This window comes from Stenotrophomonas sp. G106K1, from assembly GCF_037969685.1.
Classification (GTDB): domain Bacteria; phylum Pseudomonadota; class Gammaproteobacteria; order Xanthomonadales; family Xanthomonadaceae; genus Stenotrophomonas; species Stenotrophomonas lactitubi.
Map to the genome: position 1 here is coordinate 75,920 of NZ_JBBPFR010000016.1, position 15,110 is coordinate 91,029.

Sequence of the window (15,110 nt, forward strand, 5' to 3'; positions counted from 1 at the left end):
TGCCTTTGCCTACCTTTCAAGTCAACACCTTTCATCCACTTGCATCCAGTCTTCGGCGCGCGGGGCTGTTGCGTCCCATATCCGCAGCGCGGCCGCTGCCAGCCGATCGCGCTCGGCATGGCCGCGTGCCACCTGCACGCGCTGGAGGTACTGCCGGCGATGTCGGCGCGGACCGATCCTGATCCTGCGTCCGCGCGCATCGATGCAGTGGTAGCCGTCCAGCCCCAGCAAGTGCCGTGCCTCGCAGTCCAAACGCCACTCGACGCTGCCGCTGCAGACATCATGTTCGTCGTGGGTTCGCGGCATCAGAACGGTCCGGCGGCGTGCTCGGCGATGCTGCGGCTGCGCGGTGGCATCAGCCACACCTTCGCCCGTTCCTTGCCGATCAGCCTGGTGCGCACGCCATGGCGCTTGACCACGTAGGCTGCTGCCTCGTTGACGTCTCGGCGGTTGGGCTTGTCGATGCCCACTGCAATGGCGATCTCGGTAGCACGATAGGGCGTGCTCCGGAGCTCGGCGGGCAATGACCAGTCGAAGTGACGGTCGATCAGCTCGGCAATCGGCGAGATCGGTTCGTGTTCGCTGTTGGTGGCGTTCAACGCGTCCAGCTCATCGCTGGCCAGATGCCAGGTTTCGCCGCTGCAATAGAGCGCATGGGCCTCGGCCCAGACCTGCTGCATGTTGATCCGTGCCGGTTCGCCCAGCGCTACCGCGTGCACGGTCCACCAGCGTGTATTGCCGGTGGCATCGCGCAGGAAGCGTTCGTCGTTGACACTGGCAAACAGGATCGTGCGCCGCGCGTAGCGTGATTCGGTGCGCGCATAGGGGCGCCGGATCTCATCATGGCTGCGGGAGATGAACGATTTCAACGCGGCGATATCGGTGCGGCGGAACGTGGCATCGACCTCGCCCAGCTCGACGATCCACTTGGAGATGACCTGCTTGACGCTGTCCTTGTTGGCGGGATCGAGCACCACGCCATCGGCGATCAGCTGCAGCTCGGCCGGCGCCAGCTGCCGCGCCCAGCGCGTCTTGCCCAGGTTCTGCTTCGACACGAAGGTCAGTACGCCGCGGGCGACCACGCCATCAGGCTCGAATGCGGCGGCGACGCCGGAGATCAACCAGCGTCGCATCAGGATCTCCTTCAGCACGCGGCCGTCGGCCATGCGTGTGGGCTGGGCTTCCTGCACCGTATCGAAGAACGCCTGCAGGCGTGATTGCCCATCCCACGGCCGTGAGGTTATCCAGCTGGCGACCGGGTTGTACGGATTGGCTTCGGCCACCTGGCACAGGTTGGTCTCGAAGCTGGCGACGGCCATGCCGGCACGGTGCATGCAGTCCATCACTTCGCCGGCGGCCACCTCCTTGGCGTTATCCACCGTGGTCTGCAGGCCGGGAACGAGGATTTCCAGATCCTTGCGGATGACGTTGTAGCGCACGGTCACGCCGGTGCGGCGGCACAGCTCGGCCAGGTTGCGTGCGGTCGGCAACGGCCGGCCACGTGCGCTGCAGTCGGGGAACGGGGTGAAGGTGTCGAAGGCGCAGAGGTTGCCAGGCACCAGATAGCGCGCGGCGGCCGTTGCCGGTGCGTCATCCTCTGTGGCGGCTTCATCCCCGGTGGCGGCAGCGGCGGGCATCAACTGCGCACGCAGAACTTCCAATCCTTCGCGCAGATGCAGGTCGTTGAAGTCGGTGGGGCGGTCATTCTCGTCGTGCAGAACGGCGAACTCGGGCCATACCACGCGTGCGTCGATGTCCGCAGCGGCATGCGTCGCCTGGGTGACGCCGGGATTGTCCAGCGGCTGCCGGGTCCATTGGTCGTTGTCGGCACAGATCACGAAGCTTGCCTCGGGCATGGCGGTTCGCCATGCACGGGCGACCGAGGCCAGGTTGCCGGCGTCCCAGGCCACCACCACGCACCAGCCGGTCGCCTGATGGATGGATTCCGCCGTGGCATAGCCCTCGGCGATGGCGATGGGCTGGCTGGACAGCGGCTTGCCGAGCACATGGAAGCAGCCCTGTTTGCGGCCGCCAGCCAGGAAGTCCTTGTCGCGACCAAGCGCCAGATCCATGCGTGGAAAGATCGCCTGTAGCGAGACGATGCGGCCTGTGGCATTCATCACCGGCACCAGCAGTGTGTTGTCGATGTGCCGAAACACCAGGCCATCGCCGTTGCGCACCGGCCACGCCGCCACGCGCAGCCCGTGCGGCTGGATGCCCTTGCGCACAAGATACGGATGGCTGGCATCGGCAGGCACGGCACGGTTCCACAGGACATTGGCCGCCTTGGCTGCCACGTCCTCGCGCTCGCGCTGCAGTCTTTCCCGGTCGGCGCGGGCCGTTTCCTGGCGCTGCCGGATCGCACGCTGCTCGGCGGCGGTCAACGAGGTTGGCGATTTCGCGCACCACCCATGGCGCAGGCCGGTACGCCAGCTGCCGAACTCGCCGGCCGGCACGTCGTCGCCGAACAGCACGGCCCAGCCATTGCGGGTGCCGCGCCGATCCCCCTCGACGTGGAAGCGCACCAGCGTGCCGTCCGCATTGAGTGCATCGCGGCCACGCGCATCAGGCACGATGCCGTGTGCGTGCATGGCCTGCAGGAATGCCGGAACGATGTCCTGCACTGGGTGCGGTGTCTGCATTCGGCGGGGCCCCCTTGAAGCATGGTTCGGTTCACCGCGGCCGGTTGCGGCCATGGTGCTGTCTGCTGCCCGCAGTACGCGGGACATACGGCGGCGGACCGACGCAACGTGGTCAGCGGGTGATGGAAGGTGGTGACGCCGCCATGGTGTCGGAATGAACTTGCTTTTGCAACACCTTTTAACACCTTGCATCCCTGGCTTTGCAGCGCGTGTTTGTCCGCGAGGGATCTGCGATGTCAGTCGCAGATCGCGGTCATTGCGACGATGCGTCGCAGCCGGCGAGAACGCATTTTCCGATGATGTCGGTGCCGTTCGACACGGCCTTCGCTCTCTCTCATTGCCCGGCCCGGGCGCCATGCACAAGGAGTCCGCATGCCTGAAAACGAACCCGATGAAATACGCCTGTCCGACGCCGCGCTCATGCCGCGCATGATCGTCGCGACGTTCTCAATCGGTGCGACCACCTCCCGATAAAATACGACTGGCATGACGGACACCATCGACGAAGCGCAGGAACTGGAAGCGCGCCACCTGCAACGCGCCTTGGCCCAGCACGCAGTGCGGGCCAGCAACGTTGCCCCTCTCACAGCCATTGGGGAGTGCCACAACCCGGACTGCAGCGAAGACTTCGAAAACGATCCGGCCAGACTGTTCTGTGGGCCTGCCTGCGCCGAGCGCTTCGAAGCCATCCATCAACACCGCAACGCATAGGAACAGGGGACATGTCTCTGAACAGCAACGACGCTGGCTTCACCGAACGCATCGCCGGAGTATCGGCCGAGCTCGCCGTATTGATGAGCCTGGTGGAGCACCATATCCATCTGCAGTTGGCCGACCTGGCTGACTCCGGGGATGTGGATGCACAGGAGCGATTCGCGGTAGCCGATCCGGAGCGCTGGTTGGAGAACGCCCGCAACAGCCTGCAGGCGGGCGTCATGTTCCTGGAACGTGCTGTGCAGCAACCGGCGCGGTTCTAGCGTTGCCGCCAAGGGACGGAAGGGGTCAGTCACACCAAGCGCCCGTCCGTCCCTTTCCGGCGATATCGGCGCATGGCGTGGATCTACACGAGGAGAGCCCTGCGTCACGATGTCGCAGGGTCGAAATGGAAACCCTGAGCGTGGTCCAAGGTTGGCCTCACCCTCGTAGAATGGCCGAGTGCGTCGCTCTGTTCTCCACCGCCGGTTCCAGACCCTGGCATGGCTTGCCATGCTGTTGATGCTGCTTGCCCCACTGGTGAGCCGCTGGCTGGCGCATGCGCACGTTGCTGTTGCTGCACCGGTGGCGGTCATGGATCACACCCTGCACGCGCAGCACGCGATGGAAGGGCACCACGACCACCACGCGATGGCAATGCAGCATGGCGAAGCGGCACCGAAGCCGCTGGCCGATCCACATGCCGACCACGAGATGGGCGTGGACTGCGACTACTGCCTGATTTCCGCACGGCTGATCACCCTGCTGGTGGCGGCGCTGCTGTTGATGATGCCGCTGGCACCGGTATGCCGCGCGCTGTGTGGTGCGGTGCAGACCTTGCCGCAACGGATCAGCGGCACGTTGGGCGCGCGTGGGCCACCGGCGGCATTCGCTGGCTGAGCCGCGCACGCGGCCATTCATTCAATGTGGTTGAAGCCGCCAGGCATGGCCTGGCGCTACTGCGTGCGCTTTTCTTCCTGCTACCCCGCAATGCGGGGCGGCCTTGCATGCCGTGAACACATGAAAACCACCCCCAACTTCGCCCCGCTGCGCTGGGCGACGCTGCCTGCGCTGTGCGCATCCTTCCTGCAGGCGACGCCTGCGCTTGCCGCAGATGCCCTGCTGCCGACCACCCTGGATACCGTCCGCGTGGTGGATACCCGCAGCGGTGCGCTGTCCTCCACCGCCAGCACCGGCTCGGCCCTCGGCCTGAGCGTGCTGCAGACCCCGGCCAGCCTGACCGTGATTTCGCGCGCGCAGTTGGAGCAGCGCGGTGATTCCACTCTCAACGATGCGATCACCCGCGCCGGCGCGATCAGTGCAATGCCGCATCCGGGCAACGGCCTGAGTGCATTGTCCAGCCGTGGCTTCACCGATGGCGCTTCGGTGATGCGCCTGTACGACGGCCTGCGCCAGTACGGCGGTGTGGGCATCACCTTTCCGTTCGATACCTGGTCGATCGAGCGCATCGAGGTGCTGCGTGGGCCGGCCTCGGTAATCCATGGTGATGGCGCCATCGGCGGCGTGGTCAACATCGTGCCGAAGAAGCCTTCGCGCGGTGCCATCGAGAACGAGGTCAGCGTGACCCTGGGCAGCGAAGACACCGCGCGACTCGGATTCGGCAGCGGCGGTGCGCTCACGCCGGCGCTGGCCTACCGCGTGGACGTCAGCGGCAACTACAGCAGCGGGTGGGTCGATCGCGGCTACAACGGCGATGCCACGTTTTCCGGTGCGCTGCTATGGCAGCCACGGTCGGATCTGCAGTTCACGCTGACCCATGCGCAGGGCTACCAGAAGCCGATGCGCTATTTCGGTACGCCGTTGATCGATGGCAGGCAGCTGGATGCACTGCGCCACGAGAACTACAACGTGGCCGACAGCGTGATCCGATTCCGCGATCGCTGGACCCAGCTCGATGCGCTGTGGACGCCGAACGAGAACGTGGAGTGGCGCACGCGCGTCTACCAGATCGACAGCCAGCGCGACTGGCGCAATGCCGAGGCCTACGTCTACAACGACCGCACCGGTCTGGTCGACCGCTCCGGCAACACCCAGATCACCCACAACCAGGACCAGACCGGCCTGACCTCCACGCTGCGCCTGCTGGGGAATGCGGGTGGTCTGCCCAACAGTTTCGCCGTCGGCCTCGATGCCAACCGTGCGCATTTCAAGCACACCAACAACACCTATGCGGGCAGCTCCGGGCCGGTGGATCCCTTCAACCCGGTGCCTGGTGGGTTCATCAGCGATGCACCCAACCTGCCGCGCTACCGTAACAGCGCAGAGCAGGTCGCGCTGTTCGTGGAAGACCGGCTGGAACTGGGCGAGCGCTGGTCGGTGCTTGCTGGCGTGCGCCACGATCGCGCCACGATAGACCGCAACGACCTGGTCAGCGGCCAGCGTGCGTTCTCGAAGACCTACAACAGCACCGGCTGGCGCGCGGGCACGGTGTTCGCGGTACAACCGTCGATGACCCTCTATGCGCAGTACTCGCAGGCGGCAGACCCGGTCAGCGGTCTGTTGATGATCAGCCCGGCCAATGGCGTGTTCGATCTGGCCAAGGGCAAGCAGATCGAGGTCGGCATGAAGCAGGCCTTCGATGGGGGTGAGTGGACGCTGGCGGCCTATCGCATCCGCAAGACCGGGCTGCTCAGCCGTGACCCGTTGCAACCGGACCGTCGCGTGCAGGTGGGTGCACAGGCCTCGAAGGGAATCGAAGCCTCGTTGAACTGGTCCTTCGCGCCGCAGTGGTCGCTGGATGCCAACGCGACCGTGCTCAAGGCCGAGTTCGAGGACTTCCTGGAAGCTACCGGCACGCCGGCGGTGATCGTCTCGCGTGATGGCAACGTGCCGCCGAACGTGGCCGAGCGCCTGGCCAACGTCTGGTTGAGCTGGCAGTTCCTGCCCGACTGGAGCGTGGCCGGTGGCGTGCGCTACGTGGGCAAGCGCTACGCCGACAACGCCAACACGCTGCAGCTGCCGGGCTACACAACCACCGATCTGGCCCTGACCTGGCAGGCCGCGCCGCGTACACGGGTGACCGCGCGCGTATTCAACGTGTTCGACAAGGCGTACTACGCCACGGCCTACTACACCAGTACGCAGTGGCTGCTGGGCGCCGACCGGCGCGTCGAATTCACCTTCGACCATCGCTTCTGAGGAAGGCCGCCATGTCGCTGCGATCCACTGCCAAGCGCTGGACCTACCTGGTGCACCGTTGGCTGGGCATCGGTGGGTGCCTGCTGATGGTGCTGTGGTTCGTCAGCGGCATGGTGATGCTGTTCATCGGTTACCCGAAGCTGACGCCGGGAGAACGCTTGGCTGCGCTGCCCGCTTTGGCCGATACGCGCGGCTGGCAGGCGCTTTCCGTGCTGCCGGATGCGGTGCGACAGGAGCCTGAGCGGGTCGTGTTGACGACGCTGCGTGGCGAGCCCGCCTACGTGGTGCGCTCCGGGGCGAACATGGGCGCATGGTCGGCGCTTACCGGGCAGGCATTGCCGCCTGTATCGGCGCAGCTGGCCGAAGTCTCCGCCGCGCAGTTCGCCGGTGGGCCGGCTTTCGTTGGTGCCACGCCGCTGGACGAGGATCGCTGGACGCATTCGCGCGGCCTTGATCCGCATCGGCCGCTGTACCGCGTCGGCGTGGGTGGCGCAGAGCCTGGTGATGTCTACGTGTCCTCGCGCACCGGCGAAGTGGTGCTGGATGCACCGCGCCTGCAGCAGCGCTGGAACTATATGGGTGCGTGGCTGCACTGGCTGTATTTCCTGCGCATGCAGTCGGTGGACCCGGTGTGGACCTGGGCGGTGATCGTGCTGTCGGCGCTGTGCACGGTGGCCGCGATCAGCGGGATCGTGGTCGGCATCTGGCGCTGGCGATTTCGCGGGCAGTACCGGTCAGGGTCGAAGACGCCGTACCAGGAACCGTGGATGCGCTGGCATCACCTGATCGGGTTGATGGCGAGCGCATTCGTGTTCACCTGGATCTTCAGTGGATTGATGTCGATGAATCCCTTGGGGGTCTTCAGCAGCGCACGCGCTTCGCTCGACGTTGCGCGCTATCAGGGGGAAGCGCCGGCGGATACAGGCGCCATCGCGCAACCGGCGGCGGTACTGGCTGCAGTGCACACGCCGCAGTTCGTGCCGGTGGAGATCCAGTGGCGACGGATCGGCGGTGACTTGTTCGCGGTGGTGCTGGATGGTACTGCCGATTCACGCGTGGTCACGGAGCGTGACGGCGCACTGCAGGTGTCCACTGCATTCGGTGCAGACTGGTTGCAGGGCAGGGTAGAGGCGATGTCCGACGCATGCCTGCGCAGATTCACCATTCTGCAGGCGCCCGATGCCTACTTCTACCCGCGCGCTGCGGAGGCGATGAATGGCGCCGCGGTACGTCGCTTTCCGGTGGCGGTGGCCGACTTCGATGATGCTGAGGCTACCCGCGTCTATGTCGACCTGGCTACCGGCGATCCGCTGTTGACGATGGGCAGGCGCGAGCGGGTTGGGCGCTGGCTGTTTTCCTTCCTGCACAGCTGGGATCTGCCCGCGCTGCTGCGGCAGCCGAACAGCCGCCTGGTCGTGCTGCTGTTGCTCAGCGTGGCAGGTACCGCGCTGTGCGCGACGGCGACCGTCATCGGCTATCGGCGCTTGCGGATGACACTCCGACGCAAGCGTCATCGGCATGCTCCGTTCTCTGAGCGCAGTCGCAGGGATCTGCCTCGCCTCTGATGGCGTACGCTCGCGGCGTCCATGGCATGACAAGGACGTCAGCCGCGCTCGGGTGCATGAAGGCGTGCAGTTGCCGATCGGGCCGGACCGCTGGAGAGCCCGCCTTGGCGCTGTACACATCCCGACTGCAGCAGCCATGAACCGCGATGGCCACGCTCTACCGCCGCCCGGCCGGACGCGGCATCATGGCGAGGCACCCGGCACGGAACCCCGCATGTCCTCCACCGTTCACCACAAGCTGCGCATTGGCGCCGATCAGTTCACCGGCCAGAAGGTGGTCGACCAGCAGTTCCACGAGTGCGATTTCTCCGGCGCGGACCTCACCGCCACCGAGTTCGTGAACTGCGGTTTCTACGACGCCGACACGCGCACCGGGTGCCGTTTCAGTGGCGCCACGTTGAAGGAAGCCAGCTTCCGCCAGTGCGACATCAGCATGTGCAACTTCAACTTCATCAAGGCGCTGGGGCTGGAAATCAGCGAGTGCCGCGCGCAGGGCGCCGATTTCAGCAACGCCAGTTTCATGAACCAGATCACCACGCGCAGCTGGTTCTGCAGCGCCTTCATCAAGAAGACCAACCTGCGCTATGCCAACTTCTCGCGGGTGACGCTGGAGAAGTGCGAGCTGTGGGAAAACCGCTGGGAAGGGGCCAACGTCAGTGGCGCCAGTTTTGCAGGGTCGGACCTGTCCGGTGGCCAGTTCGATGGCATCGACTGGAACACGGCCAACTTCACCGATTGCGACCTGACCAACTCCGAACTGGGTGAGCTGGACGTGCGCAGCACCAACCTGCGTGGCGCCACGCTGGATGTGCAGCAGGTGGCGCTGCTGATGCAGCGGATCGGCATCACCGTGGTGCCTTGAGCGTGCGTGGCGGCGCTATGCCGGCGCGGTCGGCGCATGGGCCACCCAGCCCTTGAAGCTGAAGCCGGCGTAGAACAGTTCCACGTTGTCGAAGCCAGCCTCCTGCAGCAACGCCACTTCCTGCTCGGGCGACAACAGCGGTAGACGCTCGGCGATGGCGGCGGCTGCGCGCTGCGCATCGACACGTGGAATGCCGGAGGCCTCGCCGAATGCGGCGTAGCGTTGCAGCCAGCGATGCTTGCCGGCCGCGTCCTGTGGCACGCTGTGGTGGGCCACCACCAGCGGTGCACCCGGCCGCAGCCGTTGCCGCAGTTCGCGCAGGGTGTGCAGGCGCTGTTCAACGGTGAGGAAATGCAGGGTCAGCAGGCAGGTGGCGCCGTCGAAGACGGTGTGCGGGGCATCGTCGATGTAGCCTTCCAGCAGCGTGACCTGTGCCATCAAAGGCCCCAGGGTCTGTTCGGCCAGCGCGAGCATGGGTGCGGCCGGGTCGATACCGAGCATCCGCCAGTGCGGGTGCGCTTCGGCGAAGGCCTTGAGCTCCAGGCCGCCACCCGCGCCGAGCACCAGCACCTGACCATCGTCGGGCACATGTTCGGCCAGCAGCAGGTGGGCCATCTGCTGCAGTCCGAGGAAACCCGGCACCTGCCGCAGCGGGCCGTCGGCGTAGCGGGCGACGGCGTGGGGATCGGAGAAGGACATCGGAAGCATTCCTGCAGCAATGGCGAACGTCCACTCTACCGTGCTCCGCAAGTGTCGATTGCACGAACGCCCGCCTTTGCTTAAGGTCGGCGCCTGCCTGTATTCCAGAGATCGCGAATGGACCTTCGCCCCCCCCCCGATGCCATCGGCGGAAGCCTTCGAACTGGCGCTGACATTGCTCGGACGCGGGGACGTGGATGAGGAGCAGGCCGAGCGGGCACTGCTCGCGCTCGGTAGCGAACATGTGCAGATGCGCCGCCTGCTGGTGTGGTTGCCTGAGGCATTCGCCATGGCCTTGATCGGGCACATGGAACTGGGCGTGCTGCTGCCGCGTACATTCACCGCCCCTGACGCGCAGGGTGAGCTGCATGAACTGCCGCTCGACCGTGAACCGGTATTCGCCGCGGGCCTGCAGCGCGCCCTGGCCATGTACCACGAAGGCCCGCGCGCTGCGTTCAAGGCGATCTGCCAGCGGAGTTCTTCGCTCAACGCGATCGACAACGCCTTGAACGCCGGCGCCGATCTGCAGGGCGCGACGCTTTCAGGTCCGGAGCTGCTGGACATTCCCGCAGAGACCTACCTCGCCGATTGAGTCCGAGGTATTCAACAGCCGGTCAATCGCCAGTCATCCCTCTCGCGTCTGCAACGCCTTCCCCAATACCTGCCAGATCTTCGGGTCCTGGCACTGCGACACATTGAAGCGTACGTAGTCGGCAGCCCGCTGCGACTGGCTGAAGGCATTGCCCGGCGCCAGCACCACGCCCTCGCGCAGGCACTGCCGTGCCACTGCCGATGCATCGCGGCCATCGGGCAGCTGGCACCATAGGAACAGCCCTGCATCCGGCTGCAGCCACGGCGTGATGCCCAGTTTCTGCACCTGCCGCAGCGTGTGCTTGCGCGCATCGGCCAGGCGCGTGCGCACCGCCTGCATGTGCCGTCGGTAGCCACTGTCGGTCAGTGCGATCTGCATGAAGTGCGCGGCCAGGTGCCCACCGCCGAAGCTGGTGGCCAGCTTCAGATCGGTCAGTGCTTCGATCCAGTCAGGGCGCGCGGCGATGTAGCCGCAGCGCGATGCCGCCGAGATGGCCTTGGAGAAACTGCCGACATGGATCACCCGCGACAGTCCATCCAGCGCCGCCAGCCGCGGCGCCGGGCGCAGCTCGAAGTCGGCGAAGATGTCATCCTCGATGATGATCAGTTCGCTGCGCTCGGCCAGGCCCAGCAGGCGATGCGCGGTGGTCGCCGACAGCACAGCACCGGTCGGGTTGTGCAGCCCGGCGTTGGTGATGTACAGGCGCGGCGCGTATTCCTGCAGCGCGCTGGCAAACACCTGCAGATCCGGCCCGGTATGTGTGTACGGTATGCCGATGGCCTGCACCTGATGAGCCTTCAACATCGCGTGGTAATTGAAATAGCTGGGGTCGTCGACCAGCACGCAGTCGCCGGGCTTCAGCAGGAAGCGGCAGATCAGGTCGACCGCGTGCGTCCCCGATTCGGCCAGCAGCAGCTGCTCCATCGATGCTTCGATGCCCAGCGTGGCCGCGCGTCGCTGCAGCGTCTGCCGCAATGCCGGCAGGCCGAGCGGCCCCGCGTAGTCGACCAGGTGTGCGGCGTCGGCTCGGGCCATGCGGCGCAGGCCACGGCGCAGGCCATCGTGGTACAGCCAGTCGCTGGGCATCCAGCCGCAGCCCGGCTTGAGGTGGCCGGACGGGGTTTCCAGTGATTGCCGCGATACCCACAGCGGGTCCACCGCGCGATCAAGGCGCGGTTCCATCTCGGCCAGCGCCAGCGGTGCTGCCGGACCGGCCACGTAGAAGCCGGAGCCGGCGCGCGCGGCGATCACGCCCTCGGCCGCCAATCGTTCGTAGGCCTCGACCACGGTGGACACGGAAACGCCCATCGCCGCCGCCTGCGCGCGCACCGAAGGCAGGCGGCTGCCAGGGCCATCCAGGCGCGAGCTGATGCGGGAGCGGACGGCGTGGATGACGCTGTCGATGCGGCTGGACGGTCGGGACATGAGGGCGACTGTAAGGGGATTGTTGGCAGTACAGTTACTTGTGACTGTACTGGATTGTAGCTGTGTATCGCCGATGCCAGGTGGCCCAATGACAGGCACCGCCGGCCATTGCCCGGCACGTCTGGAGCAGGGTGTGGAACGGTCGGCAAGCGGGTGGATCAATGGCTTCATCGGTGTGGTGATCTTCGCCGGCTCATTGCCGGCCACCCGGCTGGCGGTGATGGAGCTGGACGCCAGCTTCGTTACTGCCGCACGCGCCAGCATCGCCGCGTTGCTGGGGCTGGTGCTGCTGCTGGCATTGCGCCAGCCGCGCCCGGTCAGAAGCGATCTGCCTGGCCTGGCGCTGGTCAGCCTTGGCGTGGTGGTGGGCTTCCCGTTGCTGACCGCGCTCGCCCTGCGCCACGCCTCCTCGGCACACACCATCGTGTTCCTCGGCCTGTTGCCGCTGAGCACGGCGGTGTTCGGCGTCCTGCGCGGCGGCGACCGGCCACGCCCTGCATTCTGGGTGTTCTCGCTGCTGGGCAGCGCCTGTGTCGTCGGCTATGCCGCACGCAACGGCATCGAGGCTTCCCTGCAGGCCGACCTGCTGATGCTGGCGGCAATCGTGGTGTGCGGGCTCGGCTATGCAGAGGGCGGCCGCCTTGCCCGACATCTTGGCGGTTGGCAGGTGATCAGCTGGGCACTGCTGTTGGCATTGCCGGTGATGCTGCCGCTGATGGTGGCGATGCGCCCGGTCTCGTTCACGGCGGTCGCTGCTTCCGCATGGTGGGCGCTGGGGTATGTAGCGGTGTTCAGCATGCTGATCGGGTTCCTGTTCTGGTATCGCGGTCTGGCCCAGGGAGGCATTGCCGCGGTCGGCCAGCTGCAGTTGCTGCAGCCGTTCTTCGGCCTGGCGCTGGCGGCGATGCTGCTGCATGAGACCGTCAGCGCGGGCATGCTGCTGGTGACCGTGGCAGCGGTGATCTGTGTGGCCGGTGCCCGTCGCTTCAGCCGCTGACCGCGCAGCCCCATCGCCGCGCGATACCGTTGGCGTATCACGCGGGTGTGCAAACAGTATTGGCCGAGCACGATGGTGCTCGCCGATGCTGGCCGTATGAAACCCGATTCCAGTATCTCGTTCGAAGGCCAGGTGGGCCTGGTGACCGGTGCCGCCGGTGGCCTGGGCCTGGCCTACAGCCGCCTGCTGGCGCAACGTGGCGCGCATGTGGTGATGCATGACGTGGGCGCTGCAACGGACGGCACGGGCGCCGATCCGCAGCGCATCGCTACGGCGGTGGCGGCACTGCACAGCCAGGGCCTGCCGGTCGAGGCCGTCAGCGGCCCCATCAACCAGCGCAGCGGGTGCCATGCGCTCGTGCAGGACATCCTGCAGCGCCACGGTCGCTTGGACTTCATCATCCACAACGCCGGCTGGGTGGCCTATGCCGGTATCGAAGCGGTGGAAGACGATGCGCTGGAGCAGATGCTGTGCCTGGCCGCGAAGACACCGCTGTGGCTGGCACAGGCGGCATGGCCGGCGATGCGTGCTGCCGGCGGCGGACGCATCGTGCTGACCACCTCCGATCGTGCGCTGTACCCGCAGTATGCGCAGCGTGGCCTGTGCGGCTACGCGATGGCCAAGCTGGCTGCGCAAGGGCTGGTCAATGTGCTGGCGTTGGAAGGCACCGAACACGGCATCGTGGTCAACGCGGTGTCGCCGGTGGCCAAGACCCGCATGTGGGGCATCGACGGAGAGCCGGATGAACTGCATCCCGGTGCCGTGGCTACCGGGGTGGCCTTCCTGGTTTCCACGCGCTGCCGGCAGGGTGGCTGGATTCTGCGTGCCAGCAACGGCCAGTTCCATGCACTGAGGCTGCAGGAAGCAGAGAACGTGGACTATCCACGCGACCTGCGCGCCGTGGCCGCCGACAGCATCGAATCGGTGGCCCTGCAGTGGCCGGTCATTGCACGGCCGAGTGTCGACGCGCGCGGCTGAGCGCGTACCCTAGGCGGGTCTCCACCTGCCTACGATGAAATGATCGATCTGCGCCTGCTCCGCCAGTTCGTGGCGGTGGCCGAAGAACTGCACTTCCATCGCGCCGCTGCACGCCTGCACATGTCGCAGCCGCCATTGACGGCGGCCATGCGGCGCCTGGAAGACGAAGTGGGCACGGGATTGATCGTGCGCGGCAACCGTACGCTGGGCTTGACCGCGGCGGGGCAGACGCTGCTGGTGGAGGCGCGCGCAACCCTGCAACAGGCCGAACAGGCGCTGCAGCGCACGCGCGAATCGGCGGCAGGGCACACCGGCAGCCTGCGCGTAGGCTACGTCGGCAGCGCATTGTATGGGCGCCTGCCGGCACTGATCCGCCAGTTCCGCCATGCGTTTGCGCAGGTGCAGCTGCATCTGCACGAAGCCACCTCGCGGCAGCAGCAACAGTGGCTGCGCGAGGGGCGCATCGACCTGGGCATCCTGATTCCGCCGATCATTTCCGCAGAGTTGAGTCTGCAGGCATTCGACCATGATCGACTGGCCATTGCCCTGCCGCGCGCGCATCGCCTGGTTGCACGGCAACGGCTGGACGTCGCAGACCTGATGGACGAGCCCTTCGTTTCATGGCCGTCGGCCGAAGGTATCGGCTTCCATGCACAGGTACTGGGCCTGTGTACGGCTGCCGGCTTCACACCACCGGTCGTGCAGGAAGCGCAAGGCATGCACGCAGTATTGTCGCTGGTGGCCGTGGAAGCGGGCGTGGCGATCGTGCCGGCAAGCATGAGCGGGTTCCGTCCCGAAGAAATCGTCTACCGGCCACTGGACGGCGGCAATGCTGCGTTCGAACTGCAGTTCTGCATGCGCCCGGAATCGCCCACGCCGGTGCTGCAGAATTTCCTGGCGATGGCAGCACAACCGGCAATGTCGTGATTGCCGGTTGAGCATCCGTGCTGCAGGCGCGGGTAGGGAGTTGGCCCGCGTCGTGCGCGCCTCTGGAATGTGATCCAGCCTGCAGTTCTGCCGCTGGGAATCGTGCCTGCAGCAAGCCTGAGGCACAGGCGCGGGTAACCCCTACATACCGCCTCGGCGGCAACGACCAGCATGTCCCCGTCGGCCATCATCGGTCGGCTGGGATTGGCGTCCCACAATCAACTCTGGCACGTGATCGGCAGGCGCACGGATGGCGCCTTCGGATCACGTGACCCGCTGTCCGTGGTGGGCGATGTGTGGGGGTCGCGATGACCCGCCGGTCAGTCCCAGAGTTGTCCGGTACGCCAACCCGCATCGCCCGCCGCCTGTGCGTGGTCAGCCACGAATGCGTTGATCGCGCTTGCCTCGGGGGTGGCAATGCGCGTCGTGCATGGGGAGCGGCGGCGGGCGATGCATCTCTGTGTGTGGGGGGCAGCCTCTTGCGCGATGTCGATGACCAACACGGGGACTTATGGCGGGGGCTGGGTTGCCGCCGCAGCACCCGCAGCGGTGCCGGCCAAGGTAGTTTCGA

Annotated in this window: 14 protein-coding genes; 10 read left to right on the plus strand and 4 right to left on the minus strand. The window is 66.3% G+C overall.

Translation table 11 applies throughout. The features are described from left to right. Positions 1–21 precede the first annotated feature (21 nt). Together WKB25_RS14755 and WKB25_RS14760 are read right to left on the minus strand one after the other, a co-directional pair. Positions 22–306, minus strand: a complete 285-nt coding sequence (locus WKB25_RS14755) for a hypothetical protein (protein WP_340571437.1) — start codon at positions 304–306, stop codon at positions 22–24. Further along, on the minus strand, positions 306–2,642 hold the full coding sequence (locus tag WKB25_RS14760) for a VapE domain-containing protein (protein WP_340571438.1): 2,337 nt from the start codon (positions 2,640–2,642) through the stop codon (positions 306–308). The genes WKB25_RS14755 and WKB25_RS14760 overlap by 1 nt, the downstream gene beginning before the upstream one ends. A gap of 486 nt (positions 2,643–3,128) precedes the next feature. Here WKB25_RS14760 and WKB25_RS14765 point away from each other — a divergent pair, with 486 nt between their 5' ends. The 6 genes from WKB25_RS14765 (at position 3,129) to smqnr (ending at position 8,921) form a co-directional block, all read left to right on the plus strand. Then, the gene (locus WKB25_RS14765) at positions 3,129–3,353 is read left to right on the plus strand and encodes a hypothetical protein (protein ID WP_340571440.1); all 225 of its coding nucleotides are present in this window, start codon (positions 3,129–3,131) and stop codon (positions 3,351–3,353) included. A gap of 11 nt (positions 3,354–3,364) precedes the next feature. Beyond that, positions 3,365–3,619 (plus strand): hypothetical protein, encoded by a 255-nt coding sequence (locus WKB25_RS14770; protein WP_089239227.1) that lies wholly within the window; start codon positions 3,365–3,367, stop codon positions 3,617–3,619. A 229-nt stretch (positions 3,620–3,848) separates the two neighbouring features. Then, positions 3,849–4,235, plus strand: a complete 387-nt coding sequence (locus WKB25_RS14775) for a DUF2946 domain-containing protein (RefSeq protein WP_340571442.1) — start codon at positions 3,849–3,851, stop codon at positions 4,233–4,235. A 120-nt stretch (positions 4,236–4,355) separates the two neighbouring features. Next, a complete protein-coding gene (locus WKB25_RS14780) occupies positions 4,356–6,494 on the plus strand; it encodes a TonB-dependent receptor (protein WP_340571443.1) in 2,139 nt (712 codons plus the stop codon). An 11-nt stretch (positions 6,495–6,505) separates the two neighbouring features. Then, positions 6,506–8,059 carry a PepSY-associated TM helix domain-containing protein gene (locus WKB25_RS14785; protein ID WP_340571445.1) on the plus strand — a complete coding sequence of 518 codons (1,554 nt, stop codon included), beginning with the start codon at positions 6,506–6,508 and terminating at the stop codon, positions 8,057–8,059. A 214-nt stretch (positions 8,060–8,273) separates the two neighbouring features. After that, positions 8,274–8,921 carry a SmQnr family pentapeptide repeat protein gene (gene smqnr / locus WKB25_RS14790; protein ID WP_100551708.1) on the plus strand — a complete coding sequence of 216 codons (648 nt, stop codon included), beginning with the start codon at positions 8,274–8,276 and terminating at the stop codon, positions 8,919–8,921. Positions 8,922–8,936: 15 nt separating this feature from the next. Here the strand turns inward: smqnr and WKB25_RS14795 are convergent, their stop codons facing one another. After that, complete coding sequence (locus WKB25_RS14795; RefSeq protein WP_340571447.1) at positions 8,937–9,620, minus strand: class I SAM-dependent methyltransferase; 684 nt, start codon at positions 9,618–9,620, stop codon at positions 8,937–8,939. A gap of 19 nt (positions 9,621–9,639) precedes the next feature. Here WKB25_RS14795 and WKB25_RS14800 point away from each other — a divergent pair, with 19 nt between their 5' ends. Further along, entirely contained in the window at positions 9,640–10,212 is a 573-nt protein-coding gene (locus WKB25_RS14800; RefSeq protein WP_340571448.1) for a hypothetical protein, read from the plus strand. Positions 10,213–10,245: 33 nt separating this feature from the next. On the opposite strand, the gene WKB25_RS14805 is transcribed toward WKB25_RS14800, so the two are convergent. Further along, positions 10,246–11,637: a PLP-dependent aminotransferase family protein gene (locus WKB25_RS14805; RefSeq protein ID WP_340571450.1), complete on the minus strand. Its 1,392-nt coding sequence runs from the start codon at positions 11,635–11,637 to the stop codon at positions 10,246–10,248. Positions 11,638–11,770: 133 nt separating this feature from the next. On the opposite strand from WKB25_RS14805, the gene WKB25_RS14810 reads away from it, so the two are divergent. The 3 genes from WKB25_RS14810 to WKB25_RS14820 all read left to right on the plus strand — a co-directional run bounded on the left by WKB25_RS14810 (position 11,771) and on the right by WKB25_RS14820 (position 14,539). Then, positions 11,771–12,634 carry a DMT family transporter gene (locus WKB25_RS14810; RefSeq protein ID WP_099819238.1) on the plus strand — a complete coding sequence of 288 codons (864 nt, stop codon included), beginning with the start codon at positions 11,771–11,773 and terminating at the stop codon, positions 12,632–12,634. Between the two features lie 96 nt (positions 12,635–12,730). After that, on the plus strand, positions 12,731–13,612 hold the full coding sequence (locus tag WKB25_RS14815) for an SDR family oxidoreductase (protein ID WP_340571453.1): 882 nt from the start codon (positions 12,731–12,733) through the stop codon (positions 13,610–13,612). A gap of 39 nt (positions 13,613–13,651) precedes the next feature. Beyond that, on the plus strand, positions 13,652–14,539 hold the full coding sequence (locus WKB25_RS14820) for a LysR family transcriptional regulator (protein ID WP_340571455.1): 888 nt from the start codon (positions 13,652–13,654) through the stop codon (positions 14,537–14,539). The last annotated feature ends 571 nt before the right edge of the window (positions 14,540–15,110 follow it).

What these genes read in the sequence shown, in the direction of transcription:
- WKB25_RS14815 (WP_340571453.1), top strand. Translation starts at nt 12,731, where the DNA reads ATGAAACCCGATTCCAGTATCTCGTTCGAAGGCCAGGTGGGCCTGGTG.
- WKB25_RS14755 (WP_340571437.1), bottom strand. Translation starts at nt 306, where the DNA reads ATGCCGCGAACCCACGACGAACATGATGTCTGCAGCGGCAGCGTCGAG.
- WKB25_RS14760 (WP_340571438.1), bottom strand. Translation starts at nt 2,642, where the DNA reads ATGCAGACACCGCACCCAGTGCAGGACATCGTTCCGGCATTCCTGCAG.
- WKB25_RS14765 (WP_340571440.1), top strand. Translation starts at nt 3,129, where the DNA reads ATGACGGACACCATCGACGAAGCGCAGGAACTGGAAGCGCGCCACCTG.
- WKB25_RS14780 (WP_340571443.1), top strand. Translation starts at nt 4,356, where the DNA reads ATGAAAACCACCCCCAACTTCGCCCCGCTGCGCTGGGCGACGCTGCCT.
- WKB25_RS14820 (WP_340571455.1), top strand. Translation starts at nt 13,652, where the DNA reads ATGATCGATCTGCGCCTGCTCCGCCAGTTCGTGGCGGTGGCCGAAGAA.
- WKB25_RS14805 (WP_340571450.1), bottom strand. Translation starts at nt 11,637, where the DNA reads ATGTCCCGACCGTCCAGCCGCATCGACAGCGTCATCCACGCCGTCCGC.
- WKB25_RS14775 (WP_340571442.1), top strand. Translation starts at nt 3,849, where the DNA reads ATGCTGTTGATGCTGCTTGCCCCACTGGTGAGCCGCTGGCTGGCGCAT.
- smqnr (WP_100551708.1), top strand. Translation starts at nt 8,274, where the DNA reads ATGTCCTCCACCGTTCACCACAAGCTGCGCATTGGCGCCGATCAGTTC.
- WKB25_RS14770 (WP_089239227.1), top strand. Translation starts at nt 3,365, where the DNA reads ATGTCTCTGAACAGCAACGACGCTGGCTTCACCGAACGCATCGCCGGA.
- WKB25_RS14785 (WP_340571445.1), top strand. Translation starts at nt 6,506, where the DNA reads ATGTCGCTGCGATCCACTGCCAAGCGCTGGACCTACCTGGTGCACCGT.
- WKB25_RS14795 (WP_340571447.1), bottom strand. Translation starts at nt 9,620, where the DNA reads ATGTCCTTCTCCGATCCCCACGCCGTCGCCCGCTACGCCGACGGCCCG.
- WKB25_RS14800 (WP_340571448.1), top strand. Translation starts at nt 9,640, where the DNA reads ATGGCGAACGTCCACTCTACCGTGCTCCGCAAGTGTCGATTGCACGAA.